The organism is Citrobacter freundii complex sp. 2025EL-00176 (assembly GCF_053309355.1).
Genome location: NZ_JBRYHT010000003.1, coordinates 101650 through 125649, shown reverse-complemented (window position 1 = coordinate 125649; position 24000 = coordinate 101650). Strand labels below are relative to the sequence as shown.

Here is a 24000-nt window from a genome sequence, read left to right as displayed (position 1 = left end):
GTTCTTAAGGATTAGCGTGTTAGATAGAATTAAAGTCTGCTTTACAGAAAGCATTCAAACTCAGATAGCTGCGGCTGAAGCGCTCCCGGATGCGATTTCCCGTGCAGCCATGACGCTGGTTCAGTCCCTGCTCAATGGCAACAAAATTCTCTGTTGTGGTAATGGGACGTCCGCTGCCAACGCACAGCATTTTGCTGCCAGCATGATCAATCGTTTTGAAACGGAACGGCCAAGTTTACCTGCTATTGCACTAAATACTGATAATGTGGTCTTAACTGCGATTGCCAACGATCGCCTGCACGACGAAGTTTATGCAAAACAAGTCCGTGCGCTGGGACATGCAGGTGATGTTCTGCTGGCAATCTCTACGCGTGGTAATAGTCGTGATATCGTAAAAGCCGTTGAAGCCGCCGTGACACGCGACATGACAATCGTCGCGCTGACCGGGTATGACGGCGGCGAGCTGGCCGGGTTGCTGGGGCCGCAGGATGTTGAAATCCGCATTCCCTCACACCACAGTGCCCGCGTTCAGGAAATGCATATGCTGACGGTCAACTGCCTTTGCGATCTCATCGATAACACGCTTTTTCCTCACCAGGATGATTAAGGAGTACACATGAAGGCATTTTCGCCGCTTGCTGTGATTATCGCTGCACTGCTGCTGCAAGGCTGTGTAGCTGCCGCCGTGGTCGGAACCGCAGCCGTCGGGACTAAAGCCGCAACGGATCCGCGTAGTGTCGGCACTCAGGTAGATGACGGAACCCTGGAATTACGCGTCAATACGGCGTTGTCGAAAGATGCCCAGATCAAGAAAGAAGCGCGTATCAACGTTAGCGCATATCAGGGCAAGGTTCTGCTGGTCGGTCAGTCACCGAATAGCGAACTGTCTGCGCGAGCAAAACAGATTGCGATGGGCGTAGAAGGTACCACTGAGGTCTTTAATGAGATTCGTCAGGGCCAGCCAATCGGTCTGGGCGATGCGTCCAACGATACCTGGATCACCACCAAAGTACGTTCCCAGTTGCTGACCAGCGATCAGGTGAAATCCTCTAACGTGAAAGTCACCACTGAGAACGGGGAAGTGTTCCTGCTGGGCCTGGTTACTGAACGTGAAGCGAAGGCGGCGGCAGATATCGCCAGCCGCGTCAGCGGCGTGAAACGCGTCACTACGGCCTTTACGTTTATCAAGTAATACAGATGCCGGATAGCGACGCATAGGCGTCTTATCCGGCCTACAGGACGTCATCGTTTGTAGGTCGGATAAGCGTCAGCGCCACCCGGCATTTTATTTTGCCCTTTCGCGTAGCTCGGAAGAGGTCAGGATGGTAACGCCCTCATCTCCTGGCGACAGCGCTTCTGCCAACATTGCCCGTGCAACATCCCGCGCGTCAATCGACTTCCAGTTACCCGGCAGCAGCCTGAACAACGGCGCTAAAAACTTCTCATTCGTCCGCTGCTTATCCCGTTCTCCCAGTAGCATCGAAGGTCGGACAATCGTCAGGCGCGGCCATTTCTGCGCGATTAACGCCTGCTCCATTTCCCCTTTCACCCGGTTATAAAAAAACGGTGAATTCGCATTCGCGCCCATCGAACTCACCACCAGCATATGCTGGGCGCCTAACCGGCGTCCCGTCAGGGCGGTGTCCACCACCAAGGTATAGTCAGCATGGATAAACGCCTCTTTCGTGCCTGCTTCACGTCGGGTGGTTCCCAGACAGCAAAAAACGATATCGACAGGATCGGTAACTTGCGCCAGAGCATCGGTTAGCTGCGGGTCATGGGGATTATAAATGCCAACCGTATCAGCCAGCGGTCGACGCGTCGGCGCCGTAATGGCGTTGACCCGGGGTTCATTAAGCAGCATACGCAGCAAATTTCCGCCTACCAGCCCCGTTGCGCCTGTTATTAACACCTGACTCATCCTCGCTCCTTTACAGAATTGTCCGTCTTGCACTCTCAGCCTTAGCGACCAGACTTAATAGTCCGTGAGGTAATTATCCGTCAACATAGAAATTCTGCCTCATTCGCAACCAACTCAACGGAGGAAACATGAGCAAGAAGATTGCCGTTTTAATCACTGATGAGTTTGAAGATTCAGAATTTACATCACCCGCAGCAGAATTCCGCCAGGCCGGGCATGAAGTTATCACCATTGAAAAACAGGCAGGCAAAACGGTGAAGGGGAAAAAAGGTGAAGCCAGCGTCACCATCGACAAAGCGATCGAGGATGTGCGCCCTGCCGATTTTGACGCCCTGCTACTGCCAGGCGGTCACTCCCCGGACTACCTGCGCGGGGACGATCGTTTCGTGACCTTTACCCGGGATTTTGTTAACAGCGGCAAGCCGGTATTTGCTATTTGCCACGGTCCACAGTTGCTTATCAGCGCGGATGTCATTCGTGGCCGTAAACTTACCGCCGTGAAACCTATCATCATTGATGTAAAAAATGCGGGCGCCGAATTTTACGATCAGGAAATGGTGAATGATAACGATCAGCTGATCACCAGCCGAACACCGGACGATCTGCCGGCGTTTAACCGTGAGGCATTACGTATTCTCGGGGCGTGAATCACGTAGCCAGCGCATCTTTTTGCCAAAGCCCAGCGTGTTGTCGGTGAATTTGACTTCATCCAGCCGAATCTCCCACACGGGTGCAGGCAACATTCTGGCCACGGGGAAGCGGCGATTATACGCTTTACGCGCAACGTCGCTCTCCTGCCCCTCAAGACGGCGGATTTCCCCTTTAAACTGTACCCCACGAATCAGGGCGACCGTTTTGGGCTGGCCGTTTACCGTACCGGCAACGGGCGCGCGCGGGCCAGACATCTGCGCATGACGCGTTTTACCTTCGGTCAACACATAGAAGGCCATCTTCTGCGCATCAAACAGGTAAAACGCATTCGCGCACCACAATTCGCCCTCGTGATGTACGCACCAGGTCACGACGTGCTGCTTCGCCAGCCAGCGGGTCACCGCAGTCAGTGTTTCCATTTCTGTTCTCTTTTATACTGTAGGCCTGAAAATTATCACGTCGATGGTGACAATGACACCCTGGTATCTGTACCTGATCCGTACCGCGGACAACGCCTTATACACCGGAATTACCACCGATGTGGAGCGCCGATATAAGCAGCATCAGAGCGGGAAAGGCGCGAAGGCGCTGCGTGGAAAGGGGGAACTCACCCTGGCATTTGCGGCGCAGGTCGGCGACCGTTCGCTGGCTTTGCGCATCGAGTATCGCGTCAAACAGCTCACAAAGCGTCAGAAAGAGCGCCTTGTTGAAGGCGAAGGGCTTGAGGCTCTACTGAGCAGCCTGCAAGCCCCGGATGTTAAAAACGATTGAAGTGGTCGTGGTATTCCACCAGGCCCGTCACGCCCTCCAGCGCATCGTCCGCCAGGCGATGAACCTGGAACGCGCTTTCGGTGCCCGGCCAGCGGCAACGCAGGTCATGATGCGCTGCCAGCTCAAAGCCAAAGCGGCTGTACAGTGCCGGATCGCCCAGCGTAACCACCGCGGCATAGCCAAACTCGTTCAGGGAATCGAGTCCTTCATAGACCAGCTGACGCGCCAGGCCCTGACCACGGTAGCTTTCATCCACCGCGAGCGGCGCCATGCCGACCCATTGCAGATCTTCACCCTGAACATCGACAGGGCTGAACGCGACGTAACCCACTACCTGACCTTCATCATCTGTCGCAACTAAACCTAACGTTAAGAAACCATCTTCACGCAGGTCGTGCACTAATTTCGCTTCCGCATCGCTCTCAAATGAACGGCGCAGCAACGCATCAATACCAGGGGCATCGATGGGAATCTCAACTCGAATCAGCATGGCTCACCTACCGAGGTCTGTTTGGTGTCTGGCGTCGTTTTCATTCCCGCCTCAACAAAATCCGCCAACTGCATCAGCATGACGCGCAACGCTTTAGGCATTTGATCCAGTTCGATGGCGTCCATCAGATTTTTTACGTATAGCCCTAATTCTGTATCACCTTCAATCACCAGGCGACGCTGGAAGAAAAGCGTATCCGGATCCTGCTTACGTGCCGCAATCATCAGTAAATCGCTGGCGTCAGCGCTAAAACTCACATCCGCATCGGCATTTTGGCTGACGATAAGTTTATCGTTCTCAACAGAGGTATACCATTTGAGACCAATGTCACGTACATGGATGCTTAGCCAGCGGCCTTCGAGAAACTCCAGCTCTCCATCAGCCAGCGCCTGGCTAAACTGCCAGCTCAGAACCTGCTCCAGGACCTGGCGCTTCAGCGCAAAGGGCGTCAGTTTAACCGGTACACTCATCAGAGAAGGACCAACATGTACTAAGCGTGAACGCAGTTTATCCAACACGAGCTTTACTCCCTGTTTCAATAGTCCTGCTATTTTGCCATATCAAATAAACGACATAGCGGCATAAATCAACAATTCGATGCGAAATTGTTACCTCTTTATTGCTGTCACCAATACGACTTTAACTGCCTCAAATCAAAAATTGTCTCAGCAAGGTTAACTAAAATCCCTCTTCGTTAACATTTCTGCGCCCCTCACGGCGCAACGTTCAGGATAAATTATGGAGCTGCTCTGCCCTGCCGGAAATCTCCCGGCGCTTAAGGCGGCCATCGAGAACGGCGCTGATGCTGTCTACATCGGGCTGAAAGATGATACCAACGCCCGTCATTTCGCCGGCCTTAATTTTACCGAGAAAAAATTGCAGGAAGCGGTGAGTTTTGTCCATCAACACCGCCGTAAGCTGCACATCGCGATTAACACGTTTGCGCATCCGGATGGTTATGCGCGCTGGCAGCGTGCCGTAGATATGGCGGCACAACTGGGTGCGGATGCGCTGATCCTCGCCGACCTCGCCATGCTTGAGTATGCCGCAGAGCGCTACCCGCATATTGAGCGCCATGTCTCTGTTCAGGCATCTGCTACCAACGAAGAGGCGATTAATTTTTATCATCGCAACTTTGATGTCGCCCGCGTGGTACTGCCGCGCGTGTTATCTATTCATCAGGTGAAGCAGCTCGCTCGCGTCACGCCGGTTCCCCTCGAAGTGTTCGCTTTTGGGAGTTTGTGCATTATGGCGGAAGGCCGGTGTTATCTTTCATCCTACCTGACGGGCGAATCGCCTAACACGGTTGGCGCCTGCTCTCCTGCGCGTTTTGTGCGCTGGCAGCAGACCCAACAAGGCCTGGAATCCCGCCTGAATGAAGTGCTGATTGACCGCTATCAGGACGGAGAAAACGCCGGTTATCCGACGCTGTGTAAAGGCCGCTATTTGGTTGACGGCGAGCGCTATCATGCGCTGGAAGAACCCACCAGCCTGAATACGCTGGAGCTGTTGCCGGAGCTGCTGGCGGCCAATATTGCCTCGGTAAAAATCGAGGGACGCCAGCGTAGCCCGGCCTATGTCAGCCAGGTGGCGAAAGTGTGGCGTCAGGCAATCGACCGCTGTATAGCCGACCCGCAGAACTACGCGCCACAGGCGGCATGGATGGAAACGCTCGGTTCCATGTCCGAAGGCACGCAGACCACGCTTGGCGCGTATCACCGTAAATGGCAGTGAGAGAAGCAATGAAATATTCCTTAGGGCCGGTGCTGTGGTACTGGCCGAAAGAAACGCTGGAAGATTTTTATCAGCAGGCCGCCGCCAGCCAGGCCGACATTATCTATCTTGGCGAAGCGGTATGCAGTAAACGCCGCGCCACCAAAGTGGGTGACTGGATTGATATGGCGAAGTCACTCGCTGGCAGCGGTAAACAGGTGGTGTTGTCAACGCTGGCGCTGGTGCAGGCCTCGTCTGAGCTGGGCGAATTAAAGCGTTACGTCGAAAACGGCGACTTCCTGCTGGAAGCCAGCGATCTCGGCGTGGTAAACATGTGCGCTGAGCGTAAGCTGCCGTTTGTCGCCGGACATGCGCTCAACTGCTACAACGCAGTGACGCTGCGTTTGCTGCTCAAACAAGGGATGGTGCGCTGGTGTATGCCGGTAGAATTATCTCGCGACTGGCTGATCAATCTGCTCAACCAGTGTGAAGAGTTGGCTATCCGCGATAAGTTTGAAGTAGAGGTGCTGAGCTACGGCCATCTGCCGCTGGCGTACTCTGCCCGCTGCTTTACGGCGCGCTCCGAAGACCGGCCAAAAGACGAGTGTGAAACCTGCTGCATCAAATACCCGAACGGGCGAGATGTGCTGTCGCAGGAGAATCAGCAGGTCTTTGTTCTCAATGGGATCCAGACCATGAGCGGCTATGTTTATAACCTCGGCAACGAGCTGACATCCATGCAGGGTCTGGTGGATATTGTGCGTCTGTCCCCTTCTGGCACGGAAACATTGGCCATGCTTGACGCCTTCCGTGCCAATGAAAATGGCAGCGCCCCATTACCGCTTGCCGCCCACAGCGACTGCAACGGTTACTGGAAACGTCTGGCTGGGCTGGAACTGCAATCCTGATAAAACCACGCCGGATGGCGGCATAAATGCCTTATCCGGCCTACAAATCGCGATCCCGTAGGCCCGATAAACGCAGCGCCATCGGGCATTGTTTTTGCCGTCAGTCTCATAAAGCTCACTTTGTTAACAACATTCGCTAATCTTTAATGCAGTATTAAAAGATTAACCGGTAACAAAGTGAGCCGTTATGACTGACAAAACTATTCCGTTCTCGGTGCTGGATCTGGCGCCGATCCCTGAAGGTTCTTCGGCAAAAGAAGCCTTTACGCACTCGCTTGATCTCGCACGGCTGGCTGAAAAGCGCGGCTATCACCGCTACTGGCTGGCAGAACATCACAACATGACCGGCATCGCCAGCGCCGCCACCTCAGTACTGATTGGTTATCTGGCGGCCAATACCACCACGCTGCATCTGGGTTCTGGCGGTGTGATGCTGCCCAACCATTCGCCGTTGGTGATCGCCGAGCAGTTCGGTACCCTGAACACGCTGTATCCGGGACGCATCGATCTTGGGCTTGGCCGCGCGCCGGGGAGCGATCAGCCAACGATGCGCGCGCTGCGCCGCCATATGAGTGGAGATATCGACAACTTCCCACGCGACGTAGCAGAACTGGTGGACTGGTTCGACGCCCGCGATCCGAACCCCCATGTACGACCGGTGCCTGGCTACGGCGAGCAGATCCCTGTCTGGTTATTAGGTTCCAGCTTGTATAGCGCACAGCTGGCGGCACAGCTCGGCCTGCCGTTTGCTTTCGCCTCGCACTTTGCTCCGGATATGCTGCATCAGGCGCTGCATCTGTATCGCAGCCAGTTCACACCTTCAGCGCGGCTGGCAAAGCCGTATGCAATGGTGTGCATCAACATCATTGCCGCCGACAGCAATCGCGATGCCGAATTTCTTTTCACCTCAATGCAGCAGGCGTTTATGAAACTGCGTCGTGGCGAAACCGGCCAGCTACCGCCGCCGGTAGAGAATATGCATCAACTGTGGTCCGCTTCTGAACAGTATGGTGTGCAGCAGGCGCTGAGCATGTCGCTGGTCGGTGATAAGGCGAAAGTGCGGCACGGGCTGGAGGCTATTTTGCGTGAAACCCAGGCTGATGAAATTATGGTTAACGGCCAGATTTTTGATCACCAGGCACGACTACATTCGTTCGATTTGGCGATGGATGTGAAGCAGGAATTGTTGGGATAGTGCTATTTGTGCCGGATGGCGGCTGCGCCTTATCCGGCCTACTCAGTCTCTGTAGGCCCGGTAAGCGTAGCGCCACCGGGCGATTGTTCTACTGGTACACAGGCAACAAATTCACGCTCGACAGAATATGGATAACCGCGTTGCCGACACCGAAGAGCAGAATCAGGGCAATCATCGGTTTACCGCCCCAGACACGGAATTTCGGACTGCCGAAACGTTCGCGGGATTTACGTGCCAGCAGCGCTGGCACAATGGCAGCCCAGATAGTTGCAGCTAAACCTGCATAGCCAATGGCGTACAGAAAACCGTTCGGCCACAGCAGGCCACCGACAATTGGCGGCACAAACGTCAGCAATGCGGTTTTAAAACGCCCCATTGCGGAGTCATCAAAACCGAACAAATCAGCCAGATAGTCAAACAGGCCCAGCGTCACACCGAGGAAGGAACTGGCGACCGCAAAGTTGGAGAACACCACCAGCAGCAGATCCAGACTACGGCTGTTCAGCACACCGCTCAGCGCCTGAACCAGCACATCAATATTCCCACCCTGCTGCGCAATACCAATAAACGCCGGACGCGGAATATTCCCCATCGTCCCCAGCAACCATACGCTATACAGCACCAGCGCCAGCAGCGTGCCGTATACCAGGCACTTAACGATGGTCTTCGGATCCTTGCCGTAATACTTCATCAGGCTCGGGACGTTGCCGTGATAACCAAACGACGCCAGACAAAACGGCAGTGTCATCAGCAGGTACGGCGTATATGAAGCGTTGCTCTGCGCCACGTTAAACAACGTGGCAGGCTGAACGTGTCCCAGCAGGCTGCCGAAGGTCAGGAAAAAGGTAATGACCTTTGCGCCCAGCACAATCGCCGTCATACGGCTAACCGCTTTGGTGCTTAACCACACCACAAACGCGACCAGCAGCGCAAAGCCAAGACCTGCCGCGCGCGCCGGAACGTTCAGCGACATCTCGGCAAAGGTGTGGTGCAGAATCGAGCCGCTCGCCGAAATATAGGCATAGGTCAGAATGTAGAGCACAAAGGCGATGGAGATGCCGTTAACAACGTTCCAGCCTTTGCCCAGCAGATCTTTGGTAATAGTGTCAAAGCTAGAGCCAATCCGGTAATTGAGGTTGGCTTCAAGGATCATCAGCCCGGAGTGCAGCATGCAGAACCAGGTGAAGATCAGCGCCGCCATTGACCAGAAGAACCACGCCCCGGACATGACCACCGGCAGAGAAAACATCCCCGCGCCAATAATGGTGCCGCCGATGATCACGACGCCGCCGAGCAGCGAAGGTGACGTTTGGGTGGTGGTTAGTGTGGACATTCAGCCATTTCTCCAGTCATTTATATTGCGACTACATTTCAATGTGCTGCACTGTACCAGTACACGAGTACAAATGAAATAAAAAAAGCCCCGATTGTTGAGATCGAGGCTGTATATTTTACTTTACGCGTTTAAGCCGTTTGGCTTATGCGTCACCGCCGAAACGACGACGACCGGCTGAGTCATCACGACGCGGAGCTGAAGAATCGTCACGGCGCGGGCCACGACCACCTTCACGACGTTCGCCGCTGAAACGACGACCATCACCACGACCGCCTTCACGACGCTCGCCGCTAAAACCACGGCCTTCACCACGACCGCCTTCACGACGCTCGCCGCTGAAACGACCACCGCCACGACGCTCACCACCGGTGTGCGGTACTGCATCGCCAACCAACTGCATGTTCATCGGCTTGTTCAGGATGCGGGTACGGGTAAAGTGCTGCAGCACGTCGCCCGGCATACCTTTCGGCAGTTCGATGGTGGAGTGGGAAGCAAACAGCTTGATGTTACCGATGTAACGGCTGCTGATATCACCTTCGTTAGCAATCGCGCCAACGATATGACGCACTTCAACGCCGTCATCACGACCCACTTCAATGCGGTACAGCTGCATATCACCAACATCACGACGTTCACGACGCGGACGGTCTTCACCACCACGGTCATTACGGTCACGAGGGCCACGATCGTTACGATCGCGTGGACCACGGTCGTCACGGTCGCGGAATTCGCGTTTCGGACGCATCGGCGCATCTGGTGGTACGATCAGGCTACGTTCGCCCTGAGCCATTTTCAGCAGTGCGGCTGCCAGGGTTTCCATGTCCAGCTCTTCGCCTTCAGCGGTAGGCTGAATCTGCGCCAGCAGAGCACGGTACTGATCCAGATCGCTGCTTTCCAGCTGCTGCTGTACTTTCGCGGCGAATTTTTCCAGACGGCGTTTGCCCAGCAGATCTGCGTTCGGCAGTTCTACTTCTGGAATGGTCAGCTTCATGGTGCGTTCGATGTTACGCAGCAGACGACGCTCGCGGTTTTCAACGAACAGCAGCGCACGGCCAGCACGACCCGCACGACCGGTACGACCGATACGGTGAACGTAAGATTCGGAGTCCATCGGGATATCGTAGTTAACGACCAGGCTGATACGCTCAACGTCCAGGCCACGGGCCGCAACGTCGGTTGCAATCAGAATATCCAGACGGCCATCTTTCAGACGCTCCAGAGTCTGCTCACGCAGAGACTGGTTCATGTCGCCGTTCAGTGCAGCGCTGCTATAACCGCTACGCTCCAGCGCTTCTGCAACTTCCAGGGTCGCATTTTTGGTACGGACGAAGATAATCGCCGCATCAAAGTCTTCAGCTTCCAGGAAACGCACCAGCGCTTCATTCTTACGCATGCCCCATACAGTCCAGTAGCTCTGGCTGATGTCAGGACGGGTAGTGACGCTGGACTGAATACGTACTTCCTGCGGCTCTTTCATAAAGCGGCGGGTAATACGACGAATCGCTTCCGGCATAGTGGCAGAGAACAGAGCGGTCTGATGACCTTCCGGGATCTGCGCCATTATGGTTTCAACGTCTTCGATGAAGCCCATACGCAGCATTTCATCAGCTTCGTCCAGTACCAGACCGCTCAGTTTGGAGAGGTCCAGAGTACCGCGCTTCAGGTGATCCAGCAGACGGCCCGGCGTACCGACGACGATCTGTGGTCCCTGACGCAGGGCACGTAATTGCACGTCATAACGCTGGCCGCCGTACAGGGCTACCACGTTCACGCCGCGCATGTGTTTAGAGAAATCCGTCATGGCTTCTGCAACCTGAACCGCCAGTTCGCGGGTCGGTGCCAGCACCAGAATCTGAGGTGCCTTCAGCTCAGGATCAAGATTGTTGAGCAGCGGTAAAGAGAACGCTGCCGTTTTGCCGCTACCGGTCTGGGCCATACCCAGAACATCGCGACCGCCCAGCAGATGCGGAATGCACTCTGCCTGGATTGGAGATGGTTTTTCGTAACCCAGATCGTTAAGGGCTTCAAGGATAGGAGCCTTCAGGCCCAGATCTGCAAAAGTGGTTTCGAATTCAGCCATGTAGTACGTGTGCCTCAAAATTAATGGCGGCCAGTCTACATAACTCATCATGAAATTGATCTGCAATTTTCATTGAAAAGTGTGAACCGGCTCAAAGTAGGTGTATTAACGAACAACAACGCCCTCACCCGTGAAGGTGATGGCAATCAAAAAAGATTACGGGCTGATGTGTACGTCAGCTATTGCTGGTCCGATTCTGCCAGGTCATCTTGGTCCTGGCCCAGGAGCGATAATTCCAACAATGCGTATCGGTGCTCAACAAAGTTATGAACGTTGTTAGCCACCGCCAGTTTGAACAATGCCGTAGCGTTGTCCAAATCCCCCAGACTTAGGTAGTACTTACCTAAATAGAAGTTGGTTTCACTGAGATGCTCAGCGAGCGAGGTGTTATCCGTTGCGTCCGCCTTCAGGCGTTCCATCAGCGTTGCTTCGCTAATGTTGCCCAGGTAGAACTCGACAATGTTCCATCCCCATTGCTCTTTATCCGATTTCTCGAAGCGTTGGTTTAACGCTTCTTTAGCCTGCTTCTCATCGAGCTTCTGCTCGGCAAGATAAAGCCACAGACTGCGGAAAGGATCATTGGGATCGTCTTGATAAAACGCCAGCAGATCATCTTGCGCTAACTTGTCGCGACCGCCGTAATACAATGCGATACCGCGATTTAAGTGCGCGTAGTTGTAAGTTGGATCAAGCTCAAGTACAGAATCAAACGCTTCATAGGCAGCATCAAAATTGCCTGCCTGCGTTAAATATATACCTAAGTAATTGAATACTTCAGGCATATCTGGTCGGATTGCCAGCGCTTGTGAAAAATCATTTCGCGCCAGTGCCCTCAGACCGAGACTATCATACAACACTCCGCGCTCATATAAAAGCTGTGCGCGTTCGTCATCGGTTAAAGCCCGACTGGCAAGAATTTGTTCCATACGTGCCAGAATAACTTCCTGCTGCAAAGTCGGTTGCAATGGTACTGCGAGGACTTCACTCTTACGCCAGGCGGAATTACTGCATCCAGCCAGCGTGAGTGCTGTCGCAACGAAACACCAGCGCAAAAAAGGCTTCATTTCCCACTCCCGAAGACAACGATTGAATGAACGTCCAGGTTCCCCGGTTGCTAACAAGGCGTCCTGCCGGGTTAAAGGCCCTCCGCTCACACGGAGGGCAATGGCAACCTTACTCGCCCTGTTGGCTTACCGGAGCTTCCGGTTCGCCTGCAGGCTGAGACTGCTCAGTTGCTTCTTTAATGCTCAGACGTACGCGGCCCTGGCGATCAACTTCCAGAACTTTAACCGGTACTTCCTGGCCCATCTGCAGGTAATCGGTCACTTTCTCAACGCGCTTATCAGCGATCTGAGAAATGTGTACCAGACCTTCTTTACCGCCACCGATGGCAACGAATGCGCCAAAGTCAACGATACGGGTCACTTTACCATTGTAGATACGACCTACTTCGATCTCTGCGGTGATCTCTTCGATACGACGGATAGCATATTTCGCTTTCTCGCCGTCGGTCGCTGCGATCTTCACAGTACCGTCATCTTCGATTTCGATAGTAGTGCCAGTCTCTTCGGTCAGGGCGCGGATAACAGAACCGCCTTTACCGATAACGTCTTTAATCTTGTCCGGGCTGATCTTGATGGTGTGGATACGTGGAGCGAATTCAGAGATATCGCCACGCGGCGCGTTAATCGCCTGTTCCATCACACCCAGGATGTGCAGACGCGCACCTTTAGCCTGGTTCAGAGCAACCTGCATGATCTCTTTGGTGATACCTTCAATTTTGATATCCATCTGCAGCGCAGAGATACCGTCGCGGGAACCCGCTACTTTGAAGTCCATATCGCCCAGGTGGTCTTCGTCACCCAGGATGTCAGACAGAACAACGAAGTTGTCGCCTTCTTTCACCAGACCCATCGCGATACCCGCAACGGCCGCTTTGATCGGCACGCCTGCGTCCATCAGCGCCAGGGAAGCGCCACATACGGAAGCCATGGAAGAAGAACCGTTAGATTCGGTGATTTCAGAAACCACACGCACGGTGTACGGGAATTTATCCAGTTCCGGCATCACTGCCAGCACGCCACGTTTCGCCAGGCGACCGTGACCAATCTCACGACGCTTCGGAGAACCGACCATACCGGTTTCGCCAACGCAGTACGGAGGGAAGTTGTAGTGGAACAGGAAGTTGTCAGTACGCTCGCCCATCAGTTCGTCGAGGTTCTGCGCATCACGGGTGGTGCCCAGGGTCGCAGTAACCAGCGCCTGAGTTTCGCCACGGGTGAACAACGCGGAGCCGTGGGTGCGCGGCAGCACGCCGGTGCGCACGTCCAGACCACGGATCATGTCTTTTTCACGGCCATCGATACGCGGCTCGCCTGCCAGTACGCGGCTACGAACAACGTTTTTCTCGATAGCGTGCAGGATTTCACCCAGTTCGTTAGCGTCCAGGGTTTCATCTTCAGCCACCAGAGTCGCGATGGTTTCAGATTTGATCACGTCAACCTGAGCGTAACGCTCTTGTTTGTCAGTGATACGGTAAGCATCGCTCAGACGAGCTTCTGCCAGTGCGGCAACGCGCGCGTTCAGCGCTTCGTTGACGGCTTCTGGCTGCCAGTCCCAACGCGGTTTGCCAGCTTCTTTCGCCAGCTCGTTGATAGCCTGAATAACAACTTGCTGCTGTTCGTGACCGAATACTACAGCGCCCAGCATCTGGTCTTCGCTCAGCAGTTCAGCTTCGGATTCAACCATCAGTACGGCAGCTTCGGTACCGGCAACAACCAGGTCCAGCTTGCTTTCTTTCAGTTCATCCTGAGTCGGGTTCAGTACGTACTGGTCATTGATATAACCAACACGTGCAGCACCGATCGGGCCGTTGAATGGGATGCCAGACAGCGTCAGCGCAGCGGATGCGCCAATCATTGCCACGATATCCGGGTTAACCTGCGGGTTAACGGAAACAACGGTCGCGATAACCTGAACTTCGTTAACGAACCCTTCCGGGAACAGCGGGCGAACCGGGCGGTCAATCAGACGCGCGATCAGGGTTTCGCCTTCGCTCGGACGGCCTTCACGACGGAAGAAGCTACCTGGGATACGGCCAGCAGCGTAGGTACGCTCCTGATAGTTAACAGTCAGTGGGAAAAAGTCCTGGCCTGGTTTCGCTTTTTTCTGGCCAACAACGGTAACGAATACCGCAGTGTCATCCATGCTAACCATAACAGCGGCAGTGGCCTGACGCGCCATCATGCCGGTTTCCAGCGTAACGGTATGCTGACCGTACTGGAATTTACGAACGATCGGATTAAGCAAAATAATATCCTTTCTCTATTTTTTGACGGCACATTTTTGCGCCATCGTTAATACCCGATCTTCTGCGCATCCTCGCGACTAATGACAACCCTAACCCATACGCATGAGTAAAGCCTCTCATTAGCCGCGCGAACCTCTGCAACGGAAGATCATTCATAGCAACAATACATTAGTTTCCAGCGAATTGCTGCCATCTGCTGGAAAAAAGGGGCCATGAAGGCCCCCTCTTTCTGAAACTCGAAAGAATTAGCGACGCAGACCCAGACGCTCGATCAGCGCGGTGTAGCGTGCAACATCTTTACGTTTCAGGTAGTCGAGCAGTTTACGACGCTGAGAAACCATGCGCAGCAGACCACGACGGCTGTGGTGATCTTTTTTGTGCTCTGCAAAGTGGCCCTGCAGGTGGTTAATCTGTGCAGTCAACAGAGCAACCTGAACATCGGTAGAACCGGTGTCGTTTGCATCACGACCAAACTCAGAAACGATTTTAGCGGTAGCTTCAGTACTTAGAGACATTTTAAAACTCCAAAGTGTTAAGAATGAAAGGATGCCGATCTCTAATTCAGCTATCCCAGTGTATACACTTTATCCTTCAAACTGACTCTGCGTTGGCTGCGTCCGCTCACCTCAGTCACTTACCTAAGTAAGCTCCTGAGGATGCTCAGACTTGCCGCCTTGATGCAGCTCGAATGATTTTGTGTATACGTCGCGTAGATTGTTAAACAATTTACGCGACGTTAAGCGGCAGTATTCTACTCGCAGCGCCCTTTTATCGCAAGACAGAGAGCGTTATGCCGGATATTCAACCACCAGGCGACGAGGGGCGACACGACCTTCATCGTCGATCTCCCCCATACCGATAAATTTGCCTTCATCGCCTTCCGTCACACGCACCAGGCCTTCCAGCGGGGCGCCTGTCGTACGTACCGGGTTACCATTTTTAAAGTATACCGAGGACGTCAAAGGGAGATTAACAATTGGGTAGTCCGATGCTGGACTGTCCATTGGCATCAGCAAGGGATCAAGCAACTGGGCAGCCGGAATGTTCTGCTGCTCAGCCTGTTCAACCAGCTCGCGCAAGTGCTCCAGCGTTACCATACGATCCACCGGGTACTTGCTGACCGTCAGACGACGCAGGTACGTTACGTGTGCGCCGCAGCCCAGCTTCTCGCCCAGATCGTCGATAATAGTGCGAATATAGGTGCCTTTGGAGCAGTGAACTTCCAGCTCCAGCTCGTTACCTTCATGACGAATGAACAGCAGCTCATAGACGGTAATCGGACGCGCTTCACGCGGCACTTCAATGCCCTGACGCGCATATTCGTACAGTTTCTTACCCTGATACTTCAGCGCCGAATACATTGACGGAATCTGCTCAATATCGCCGCGGAAAGTCTCCAGCGCGCTCGCAAGTTGCTCTGCGCTGAAGGTTACCGGACGTTCCTGCACGATTTGCCCGTCGGCATCGGAGGTGTCAGTACGTTGCCCCAGGCGGGCTACTACGCGATAGCGTTTGTCAGAATCCAGCAAATACTGTGAAAACTTTGTCGCTTCGCCAAGGCAGATGGGCAGCATGCCCGTCGCCAGCGGATCCAGCGCGCCGGTATGACCCGCACGGTTGGCATTGTAGATGCGTTTTACTTTTTGCAATACGTCATTGCTGGACATGCCCTGCGGCTTATCCAGCAGCAGGACACCGTGAATGTCGCGACCACGACGACGAGGACGACTCATCAGTCCTCCTTGCTGTCGTCCGCTGGGTTCACACGACGTTCATCGTCATGTTTCACCACGCTGGTCACCAGGTTAGACATACGCATCCCTTCAACCAACGAGTTGTCGTAGAAGAAGGTCAGCTCAGGCACGATACGTAGACGCATCGCTTTACCCAGCAGGGAGCGGATAAAACCAGAGGCCTCTTGCAGTGCCTTAATGCCGTTTTTCACAGCCGCTTCGTCCTGGTCGTTAAGGAAAGTCACGAACACTTTGGCATACGCCAGGTCACGGGACATCTCAACACCAGACACGGTAGTCATCATACCTACGCGTGGATCTTTGATTTCGCGTTGCAGGATGAGTGCGATCTCTTTCTGCATCTCCTGCGCCACACGCTGCGGGCGACCAAATTCTTTCGCCATAATAAATTCTCCAGAATAATGACAAAAAAGGGGCCATAAGCCCCTTTTTAAATTTCTTGCCGGATGGCGCTTTAAAGCCTGATGGCGCTACGCTTATCAGGCCTACAACCCGGCTAACAATCCTAACGTAGGCCCGGTAAACGAAGTGCCACCGGGCATTACGAAGATTAAGCGATGGTACGTTTGATCTCGATGATCTCGAACACTTCGATCATATCGCCAACGCGAACGTCGTTGTAGTTCTTAACGCCGATACCACATTCCATACCGTTACGGACTTCGTTAACGTCATCTTTGAAGCGGCGCAGGGATTCCAGCTCGCCTTCATAGATAACCACGTTGTCGCGCAGTACGCGGATTGGGTTGTGACGCTTGATGGTACCTTCGGTAACCATACAGCCCGCGATCGCACCGAATTTCGGCGATTTGAACACGTCGCGCACTTCAGCCAGACCGATGATCTGCTGTTTCAGTTCCGGAGACAGCATACCGCTCATCGCCGCTTTCACTTCGTCGATCAGATGATAGATGACGGAGTAGTAACGCAGATCCAGGCTTTCAGATTCGATCACTTTACGCGCAGAGGCATCAGCACGGACGTTGAAGCCAACCAGAATCGCGTTGGACGCCGCTGCCAGAGTCGCGTCGGTTTCGGTGATACCACCTACGCCGGAACCGATGATCTTCACTTTCACTTCGTCGGTAGACAGTTTCAGTAAGGAGTCGGAGATCGCTTCTACAGAACCCTGTACGTCGGCCTTCAGTACGACGTTCACTTCGTGAACTTCGCCTTCGGTCATGTTGGCGAACATGTTCTCAAGTTTAGATTTCTGCTGACGAGCCAGCTTAACTTCACGGAATTTGCCCTGACGATACAGCGCAACTTCACGGGCTTTCTTCTCGTCACGAACCACGGTCACTTCATCACCAGCAGCCGGAACACCGGACAGACCGAGGATTTCCACCGGAATGGACGGACCTGCTTCCAGTACTTCCTGACCCAGTTCGTTACGCATCGCACGCACGCGGCCATATTCGAAGCCACACAGTACGATGTCGCCCTTGTTCAGCGTACCTTCACGCACCAGAACGGTAGCAACCGGACCACGACCTTTATCCAGGAAGGATTCGATTACCGCGCCGCTCGCCATGCCTTTACGCACAGCTTTCAGCTCCAGAACTTCGGCCTGCAGCAGGATCGCGTCCAGCAGTTCGTCGATACCGGTACCGGCTTTCGCAGAAACGTGAACGAACTGGCTCTCGCCGCCCCACTCTTCCGGCATGATGCCGTACTGGGACAGTTCGTTTTTAACGCGATCCGGATCCGCTTCTGGTTTATCGATTTTGTTGACTGCAACCACCACCGGCACACCTGCCGCTTTCGCGTGCTGGATAGCTTCGATGGTCTGCGGCATCACGCCGTCGTCTGCTGCAACAACCAGAACCACGATATCCGTTGCCTGAGCACCACGAGCACGCATGGAGGTAAACGCGGCGTGACCCGGGGTATCCAGGAAGGTGATCATACCGTTGTCAGTTTCAACGTGGTACGCACCGATGTGCTGGGTAATGCCGCCCGCTTCGCCAGAGGCCACTTTCGTGGAACGAATGTAGTCCAGCAGGGAGGTTTTACCGTGGTCAACGTGACCCATGATGGTTACAACCGGTGCGCGCGGTTCAGCCGCAGCGCCGGTATCACGGTCGCTCATTACCGCTTCTTCCAGCTCGTTTTCACGACGCAGGATAACTTTGTGGCCCATCTCTTCGGCAACCAGCTGTGCGGTTTCCTGGTCGATGACCTGGTTGATGGTCGCCATTGCGCCCAGTTTCATCATCGCTTTGATGACCTGAGAGCCTTTAACCGCCATCTTGTTAGCCAGTTCGCCAACGGTAATGGTTTCGCCGATCACAACGTCACGGTTAACGGCCTGAGCTGGCTTCTGGAAGCCCTGCTGCAGAGCGGAACCTTTACGTTTACCGCCTTTACCACCGCGAACTGCGGCGCGTGCTTCTTCACGGTCAGCTTTCGATTCAGCGTGTTTGTTGCCTTTTTTCGCCGGACGCGCAGCTTTAGTGCTACGAGTACGACCACGACCGCCTTCAACTTCACGATCGTTTTCGTCTTCTGCCTGGCGAGCGTGCTGAGAAGTCGTGACGTGATAATCGCTGGTATCTTCAACAGGTTCAGCGTTATTCACACCATTTTTCTCGTTTTCTTCCGCCATACGGCGAGCTTCTTCCGCTACGCGGCGAGCTTCTTCTTCAAGCTTGCGACGTGCTTCTTCTTCCGCTTTACGTTTCAGTTCTGCGGCTTCATTTTCACGGCGGGCTTTTTCGGCCTGGGCGGTTTTAGTCATATCGTCGGTCTGTTGATTGCTCACTTTGTCTTTTTCCGCAGCTTCACGTTTCGCTTTATCAGCGGCTTCACGCTTAGCTTGTTCTGCGGCCTCACGTTCGGCTTTTTGTTGCGCCTCGCGTTTGGCAGCTTCTTCTGCCTCACGACGGGCTTGCTCTTCCGCTTCACGCTGCGCCTGCTCTTCCGCGGCAAGGCGTTCAGCCTCTTGCGGATCGCGTTTCACAAAGGTGCGTGTCTTGCGGACTTCGATTTGTACCGATTTGCTTTTCCCACCGGTACCTGGAATATTGAGAGTACTGCGCGTTTTACGCTGCAATGTCAACTTATCCGGCGCTGAGCCGTTCTCACGGTTCAGATGCGCCAGTAAGGTTTGTTTCTCTTGTGCGGAGACAGAGTCATCAGCAGACTTCGGGATACCAGCATCAGCAAATTGCTGTACCAGGCGATCCACGGAGGTCTGTATCTCTGCAGCCAGCGTTTTTACGGTTACATCTGTCATACTGTTCCTTCCTGCTACAGTTTATTACGCTTCGTCGCCGAACCAGCAAATATTACGGGCAGCCATAATCAGCTCACCGGCTTTTTCGTCGGTCAACCCTTCGATATCAGCCAGATCATCAATGCCCTGTTCAGCGAGATCTTCCAGCGTACAAACACCACGGGCAGCCAGTTTGAAGGCCATATCACGATCCAATCCTTCCAGATTCAGCAGATCGTCAGCCGGTTTGTTATCACCGAGGCTTTCTTCCTGGGCCAGTGCCAGAGTGGTCAGTGCGTTTTTAGCACGCTCGCGCAGCGCTTCAACGGTCTGTTCATCGAGGCCGTCAATTTCCAGCAGTTCTTTCATTGGCACGTAGGCCAGTTCTTCCAGCGTCGCAAAACCTTCTTCCACCAGAACTGTCGCGAAATCTTCATCGATATCGAGATATTTGGTGAAGGTATCGATGGCTGCATGTGCTTCAGCCTGATGCTTCGCTTGCAGGTCATCAACGGTCATTACGTTGAGTTCCCAACCGCTCAGTTGTGAAGCCAGGCGGACGTTCTGACCGTTACGTCCAATCGCCTGAGCCAGGTTACCGGCTTCAACCGCGATATCCATGGTGTGTTTGTCTTCATCCACCACGATAGAAGCGACATCTGCTGGCGCCATTGCGTTAATCACGAACTGCGCCGGGTTATCATCCCACAGGACGATATCGATACGCTCGCCGCCCAGTTCGGTAGAAACCGCCTGAACGCGCGCACCGCGCATACCCACACACGCGCCGACCGGATCAATACGCTTGTCGTTGGTCTTCACGGCGATTTTCGCACGAGAGCCCGGATCGCGAGCAGCCGCTTTAATTTCAATCACTTCTTCGCCGATTTCTGGCACTTCAATGCGGAACAGTTCAACCAACATTTCCGGTTTGGAACGGGTGACGAACAGTTGCGCACCGCGCGCTTCCGGACGCACAGAGTACAGAACGCCACGAATACGGTCGCCAGGGCGGAAGTTTTCGCGCGGCAGCATGTCTTCACGCAGGATCACGGCTTCAGCATTGCTGCCCAGATCCAGGGAAATGTTGTCACGGTTAACTTTTTTCACCACACCCGTAACGATTTCGCCTTCGTGTTCGCGGAACTGATCAACAACCATTGCGCGTTCAGCTTCACGTACTTTCTGTACGATAACCTGCTTCGCAGTCTGGGTGGTGATACGGTCGAAGGTGACAGATTCAATCTGATCTTCAACATATTCGCCTACGTTTAGGCTTTCGTCTTCGAAGCGTGCCGCTTCCAGCGTAATTTCTTTGGTTGGCTGGGTAACTTCTTCTACGATTACCCAACGACGGAAGGTATCGAAATCACCGCTTTTACGATCGATTTCTACGCGGACGTCGATCTCTTGTTCATATTTTTTCTTTGTTGCTGTAGCCAGCGCACTTTCCAGCGCTTCAAAAATTTTCTCGCGTGGCAGCGCTTTTTCGTTGGATACGGCTTCAACAACAGCCAAAATTTCTTTGTTCATCGCGGGCTTTTCACCTCAATCCAGACTGTTAAAAGTGGGGAACCAGGTTCGCCTTCTGGATATTACTCAGCGCGAACACTTCATCTTTACCTTCGACTGTGACCGTGATCATCTCACCGTCCACCGCTTTGATAACGCCCTGCCATTTACGACGGTTTTGTACCGCCATACGAAGAACCAGCGTGACTTCTTCCCCAAGGAAACGCACGTAGTGTTCAGCAGTGAACAGAGGACGGTCGAGACCCGGCGAGGAAACTTCCAGGTTATAGGCAACGGTGATTGGGTCTTCGACATCCATCACGGCGCTTACCTGATGGCTCACATCAGCACAATCATCAACATTGATGCCATCTTCACTATCAATATAGATGCGCAGTGTGGATGTGCGACCGCGAATAAATTCGATGCCGACCAGTTCGTAGCCCAGGGCTTCAACCGGTGCTGTAATCATCTCTGTTAATTTTTGCTCTAATGTGGACAAGCCCACCCCCAAGACATAAAAAAAGGGCCTAAAGCCCAGTTATTCTGTAGTCAGATAACAAAAAACCCCGATAAATCGGGGCTTTAGATAACTGAACCCTATAACCGCACCTGCGGTTCGGAGAACCTTCCGAAAGAATTTTTTTCAAATCCAGCTACGAAGGCCTAAGTCTTCACAGTATATTTGAAAAAGAACTCTAAGGGAAAGTGGTTGCGGGGGCCGGATTTGAACCGACGACCTTCGGGTTATGAGCCCGACGAGCTACCAGGCTGCTCCACCCCGCGCCTGAAACGTGGCAAATTTTACTCGTTTTGGGTAAAAAATGCAAATACTGCTGGGATTTGGTACCGAGGACGGGACGTAAAATCTGCGCACAGTATATGGATACTCTATGTGTTATGTCAACCTTGTTACCACTATGCAAATCAATGAATGCGGCCCCGCAGAGGGTAATAAAGATAAATATGCAGTCCGCGCCGTTATTTAACGAAATTATCACTAAACTCTTCCTGTCATCCAGAAAAGATGATTAAATGAAAACTCATTTATTTTGCATAAAAATGCAATTAGTATAATAAGCCGACCTCTTCACCAGTCTATCAAGCAGGGTTTTATTTTATGACGACGATTCTCAAGCATCTCCCGGTAGGTCAACGTATTGGTATCGCTTTTTCCGGCGGCCTGGACACCAGTGCAGCACTGCTGTGGATGCGACAAAAAGGGGCTGTCCCATATGCATATACTGCGAATTTGGGCCAGCCGGATGAGGATGACTATGACGCCATTCCTCGCCGTGCAATGGAATATGGTGCTGAGAATGCTCGCCTGGTAGATTGCCGTAAGCAGCTGGTTGCCGAAGGGATCGCTGCCATTCAGTGCGGCGCGTTCCACAACACCACCGGTGGCTTGACCTATTTCAACACCACTCCGCTGGGCCGCGCCGTTACCGGCACCATGCTGGTTGCCGCCATGAAAGAAGATGGCGTGAACATCTGGGGTGACGGCAGCACTTATAAAGGCAACGATATTGAACGTTTCTATCGTTACGGCCTGCTGACCAATGCGGAACTGCAGATTTACAAACCATGGCTGGATACCGATTTTATCGACGAACTGGGTGGTCGCCATGAGATGTCCGAATTTATGATCGCCTGCGGTTTCGACTACAAAATGTCTGTCGAGAAAGCGTACTCCACTGACTCCAATATGCTCGGCGCAACCCACGAAGCAAAAGATCTGGAATTCCTGAACTCCAGCGTCAAAATCGTCAACCCGATTATGGGCGTGAAGTTCTGGGATGAGAGTGTGAAGATCCCGGCAGAAGAAGTGACCGTACGCTTTGAACAGGGTCATCCGGTAGCGCTAAACGGTAAAACCTTCAGCGATGACGTAGAAATGATGCTGGAAGCTAACCGCATCGGCGGTCGTCACGGTCTGGGCATGAGCGATCAGATTGAAAACCGTATTATTGAAGCGAAAAGCCGTGGCATCTATGAAGCCCCGGGGATGGCGCTGCTGCACATCGCTTACGAGCGTCTGCTGACCGGTATCCATAACGAAGACACCATTGAGCAATATCACTCCCATGGTCGTCAGCTGGGCAAACTGCTGTACCAGGGCCGCTGGTTCGATTCGCAGGCGCTGATGCTGCGTGACGGTCTGCAACGTTGGGTCGCCAGTCAGATTACCGGCGAAGTGACGCTGGAGCTGCGCCGCGGCAACGACTACTCAATCCTCAATACCGTGTCCGACAACCTGACCTATAAGGCGGAGCGTCTGACCATGGAGAAAGGCGAGTCAGTATTCTCACCTGACGATCGTATCGGCCAGTTGACTATGCGTAATCTGGACATCACCGATACCCGCGAGAAGCTGTTCGGCTACGCGAAAGCCGGTCTGTTGACCGCCTCTTCAACGACCGGTCTGCCGCAGGTTGAGAATCTGGAAAACAAAGCGAAGTAAACATTCATCAGTTTAAGGCCGCGAAAGCGGCCTTTTTTATGCGCGGAATATAAGGTGTCTGTAGGTCGGATAAACGTAGCGCCATCAGGCGTGGTAATAATGTCGGATGGCGGCGTAAACGCCTTATCCGACCTACAGACAACCATAAATAACAGACGAAAAAAAAGACGCTTTGCAGCGTCTTTTTTTTGGAATTTGGTACCGAGGATGGGACTCGAACCCACAAGCCCGTTAGGGCACTACCACCTCAAGGTAGCGTGTCTACCAATTCCACCACCTCGGTACAGAATACTTAGCGTGGGATATCGCTGGTCGGCTGAGCCGGAGCAGCTGGCTGAGTTTGCTCGGTTTTCGCCGGTGCGCTCAGATTTTCCCACTCACTTCCTTTATTGGTCTTATTGCTGTTCATGTTACCCAGCACCAGACTGATGATGAAGAACAAGGTTCCCAATACAGCTGTCATACGGGTCATGAAGTTACCAGAACCACTTGAACCAAACAGAGTACCAGAAGCGCCTGCGCCAAAAGAGGCTCCCATATCAGCGCCTTTACCTTGCTGCAGCATGATCAAGCCTACCAGGCCAATTGCCACAATAAGGAAAACTACTAAAAGAGCTTCGTGCATAATCAACCTGTTCCTTGCGGAGTTGCCGCGTACAATGCTTCGACCATTAAAGC

The 24000-nt window shown here is 53.4% G+C and carries 24 protein-coding genes and 2 tRNA genes; 8 read left to right on the top strand and 18 right to left on the bottom strand.

Annotated elements, in window-relative coordinates; genetic code table 11:
- Positions 1–16 precede the first annotated feature (16 nt).
- A complete protein-coding gene (diaA, locus tag ACVXHP_RS09490) occupies positions 17–607 on the top strand; it encodes a DnaA initiator-associating protein DiaA (protein ID WP_003024948.1) in 591 nt (196 codons plus the stop codon).
- A gap of 9 nt (positions 608–616) precedes the next feature.
- Positions 617–1192 carry a division/outer membrane stress-associated lipid-binding lipoprotein gene (dolP, locus tag ACVXHP_RS09485; RefSeq protein ID WP_003024954.1) on the top strand — a complete coding sequence of 192 codons (576 nt, stop codon included), beginning with the start codon at positions 617–619 and terminating at the stop codon, positions 1190–1192.
- Between the two features lie 93 nt (positions 1193–1285).
- Here the strand turns inward: dolP and ACVXHP_RS09480 are convergent, their stop codons facing one another.
- Positions 1286–1921 carry an NAD(P)H-binding protein gene (locus ACVXHP_RS09480; RefSeq protein WP_047026369.1) on the bottom strand — a complete coding sequence of 212 codons (636 nt, stop codon included), beginning with the start codon at positions 1919–1921 and terminating at the stop codon, positions 1286–1288.
- 128 nt (positions 1922–2049) lie between these two features.
- On the opposite strand from ACVXHP_RS09480, the gene ACVXHP_RS09475 reads away from it, so the two are divergent.
- A complete protein-coding gene (locus ACVXHP_RS09475; RefSeq protein ID WP_038634164.1) occupies positions 2050–2568 on the top strand; it encodes a type 1 glutamine amidotransferase domain-containing protein in 519 nt (172 codons plus the stop codon).
- On the opposite strand, the gene ACVXHP_RS09470 is transcribed toward ACVXHP_RS09475, so the two are convergent.
- Complete coding sequence (locus tag ACVXHP_RS09470) at positions 2548–2991, bottom strand: YhbP family protein (protein ID WP_316129813.1); 444 nt, start codon at positions 2989–2991, stop codon at positions 2548–2550. The two genes, ACVXHP_RS09475 and ACVXHP_RS09470, sit on opposite strands and share 21 nt — an antisense overlap.
- A 52-nt stretch (positions 2992–3043) precedes the next feature.
- On the opposite strand from ACVXHP_RS09470, the gene ACVXHP_RS09465 reads away from it, so the two are divergent.
- The gene (locus ACVXHP_RS09465) at positions 3044–3343 is read left to right on the top strand and encodes a GIY-YIG nuclease family protein (RefSeq protein ID WP_047026371.1); all 300 of its coding nucleotides are present in this window, start codon (positions 3044–3046) and stop codon (positions 3341–3343) included.
- Here ACVXHP_RS09465 and ACVXHP_RS09460 read toward each other — a convergent pair.
- A complete protein-coding gene (locus ACVXHP_RS09460; protein WP_200009121.1) occupies positions 3330–3833 on the bottom strand; it encodes a GNAT family N-acetyltransferase in 504 nt (167 codons plus the stop codon). The genes ACVXHP_RS09465 and ACVXHP_RS09460 overlap by 14 nt on opposite strands.
- The gene (gene ubiT / locus ACVXHP_RS09455) at positions 3827–4351 is read right to left on the bottom strand and encodes a ubiquinone anaerobic biosynthesis accessory factor UbiT (protein WP_047026435.1); all 525 of its coding nucleotides are present in this window, start codon (positions 4349–4351) and stop codon (positions 3827–3829) included. The genes ACVXHP_RS09460 and ubiT overlap by 7 nt, the downstream gene beginning before the upstream one ends.
- A gap of 220 nt (positions 4352–4571) precedes the next feature.
- On the opposite strand from ubiT, the gene ubiU reads away from it, so the two are divergent.
- From ubiU to ACVXHP_RS09440, 3 genes are all read left to right on the top strand, one after another.
- Complete coding sequence (ubiU, locus tag ACVXHP_RS09450; protein ID WP_006687898.1) at positions 4572–5567, top strand: ubiquinone anaerobic biosynthesis protein UbiU; 996 nt, start codon at positions 4572–4574, stop codon at positions 5565–5567.
- 8 nt (positions 5568–5575) lie between these two features.
- Positions 5576–6454, top strand: a complete 879-nt coding sequence (locus ACVXHP_RS09445) for a U32 family peptidase (RefSeq protein ID WP_447571335.1) — start codon at positions 5576–5578, stop codon at positions 6452–6454.
- A gap of 187 nt (positions 6455–6641) precedes the next feature.
- Positions 6642–7649: a luciferase-like monooxygenase gene (locus ACVXHP_RS09440; RefSeq protein WP_316129815.1), complete on the top strand. Its 1008-nt coding sequence runs from the start codon at positions 6642–6644 to the stop codon at positions 7647–7649.
- 88 nt (positions 7650–7737) lie between these two features.
- Here ACVXHP_RS09440 and mtr read toward each other — a convergent pair whose 3' ends face one another.
- The 12 genes from mtr to ACVXHP_RS09380 all read right to left on the bottom strand — a co-directional run bounded on the left by mtr (position 7738) and on the right by ACVXHP_RS09380 (position 21644).
- Complete coding sequence (mtr, locus tag ACVXHP_RS09435; protein ID WP_316129816.1) at positions 7738–8982, bottom strand: tryptophan permease; 1245 nt, start codon at positions 8980–8982, stop codon at positions 7738–7740.
- A 145-nt stretch (positions 8983–9127) separates the two neighbouring features.
- Positions 9128–11065 (bottom strand): ATP-dependent RNA helicase DeaD, encoded by a 1938-nt coding sequence (deaD, locus tag ACVXHP_RS09430; protein ID WP_316129817.1) that lies wholly within the window; start codon positions 11063–11065, stop codon positions 9128–9130.
- Entirely contained in the window at positions 11058–11138 is an 81-nt protein-coding gene (gene yrbN / locus ACVXHP_RS09425) for a protein YrbN (RefSeq protein ID WP_010723222.1), read from the bottom strand. The genes deaD and yrbN overlap by 8 nt, the downstream gene beginning before the upstream one ends.
- Positions 11139–11244: 106 nt before the next feature.
- Positions 11245–12129: a lipoprotein NlpI gene (nlpI, locus tag ACVXHP_RS09420; RefSeq protein WP_047026377.1), complete on the bottom strand. Its 885-nt coding sequence runs from the start codon at positions 12127–12129 to the stop codon at positions 11245–11247.
- 109 nt (positions 12130–12238) lie between these two features.
- Positions 12239–14374 carry a polyribonucleotide nucleotidyltransferase gene (gene pnp, locus ACVXHP_RS09415; RefSeq protein ID WP_047026378.1) on the bottom strand — a complete coding sequence of 712 codons (2136 nt, stop codon included), beginning with the start codon at positions 14372–14374 and terminating at the stop codon, positions 12239–12241.
- A 246-nt stretch (positions 14375–14620) separates the two neighbouring features.
- Complete coding sequence (rpsO, locus tag ACVXHP_RS09410) at positions 14621–14890, bottom strand: 30S ribosomal protein S15 (RefSeq protein ID WP_000059465.1); 270 nt, start codon at positions 14888–14890, stop codon at positions 14621–14623.
- Between the two features lie 273 nt (positions 14891–15163).
- Positions 15164–16108 carry a tRNA pseudouridine(55) synthase TruB gene (gene truB, locus ACVXHP_RS09405; protein ID WP_200009125.1) on the bottom strand — a complete coding sequence of 315 codons (945 nt, stop codon included), beginning with the start codon at positions 16106–16108 and terminating at the stop codon, positions 15164–15166.
- The gene (gene rbfA / locus ACVXHP_RS09400) at positions 16108–16512 is read right to left on the bottom strand and encodes a 30S ribosome-binding factor RbfA (RefSeq protein WP_003024988.1); all 405 of its coding nucleotides are present in this window, start codon (positions 16510–16512) and stop codon (positions 16108–16110) included. Before rbfA ends, truB begins: the two co-directional genes overlap by 1 nt.
- A gap of 167 nt (positions 16513–16679) precedes the next feature.
- Positions 16680–19367 (bottom strand): translation initiation factor IF-2, encoded by a 2688-nt coding sequence (infB, locus tag ACVXHP_RS09395; RefSeq protein WP_047026380.1) that lies wholly within the window; start codon positions 19365–19367, stop codon positions 16680–16682.
- Between the two features lie 24 nt (positions 19368–19391).
- A complete protein-coding gene (gene nusA, locus ACVXHP_RS09390) occupies positions 19392–20879 on the bottom strand; it encodes a transcription termination factor NusA (RefSeq protein WP_047026381.1) in 1488 nt (495 codons plus the stop codon).
- A 28-nt stretch (positions 20880–20907) separates the two neighbouring features.
- The gene (rimP, locus tag ACVXHP_RS09385) at positions 20908–21360 is read right to left on the bottom strand and encodes a ribosome maturation factor RimP (protein WP_003024996.1); all 453 of its coding nucleotides are present in this window, start codon (positions 21358–21360) and stop codon (positions 20908–20910) included.
- Positions 21361–21567: 207 nt separating this feature from the next.
- A tRNA-Met gene (locus tag ACVXHP_RS09380) sits at positions 21568–21644 on the bottom strand.
- A gap of 334 nt (positions 21645–21978) precedes the next feature.
- Here ACVXHP_RS09380 and argG point away from each other — a divergent pair.
- A complete protein-coding gene (gene argG, locus ACVXHP_RS09375; RefSeq protein WP_042311271.1) occupies positions 21979–23322 on the top strand; it encodes an argininosuccinate synthase in 1344 nt (447 codons plus the stop codon).
- A 196-nt stretch (positions 23323–23518) separates the two neighbouring features.
- Here argG and ACVXHP_RS09370 read toward each other — a convergent pair.
- Positions 23519–23605, bottom strand: a tRNA-Leu gene (locus ACVXHP_RS09370).
- A 9-nt stretch (positions 23606–23614) separates the two neighbouring features.
- Positions 23615–23947, bottom strand: a complete 333-nt coding sequence (gene secG / locus ACVXHP_RS09365; RefSeq protein ID WP_003025000.1) for a preprotein translocase subunit SecG — start codon at positions 23945–23947, stop codon at positions 23615–23617.
- Positions 23948–24000: the final 53 nt, after the last annotated feature.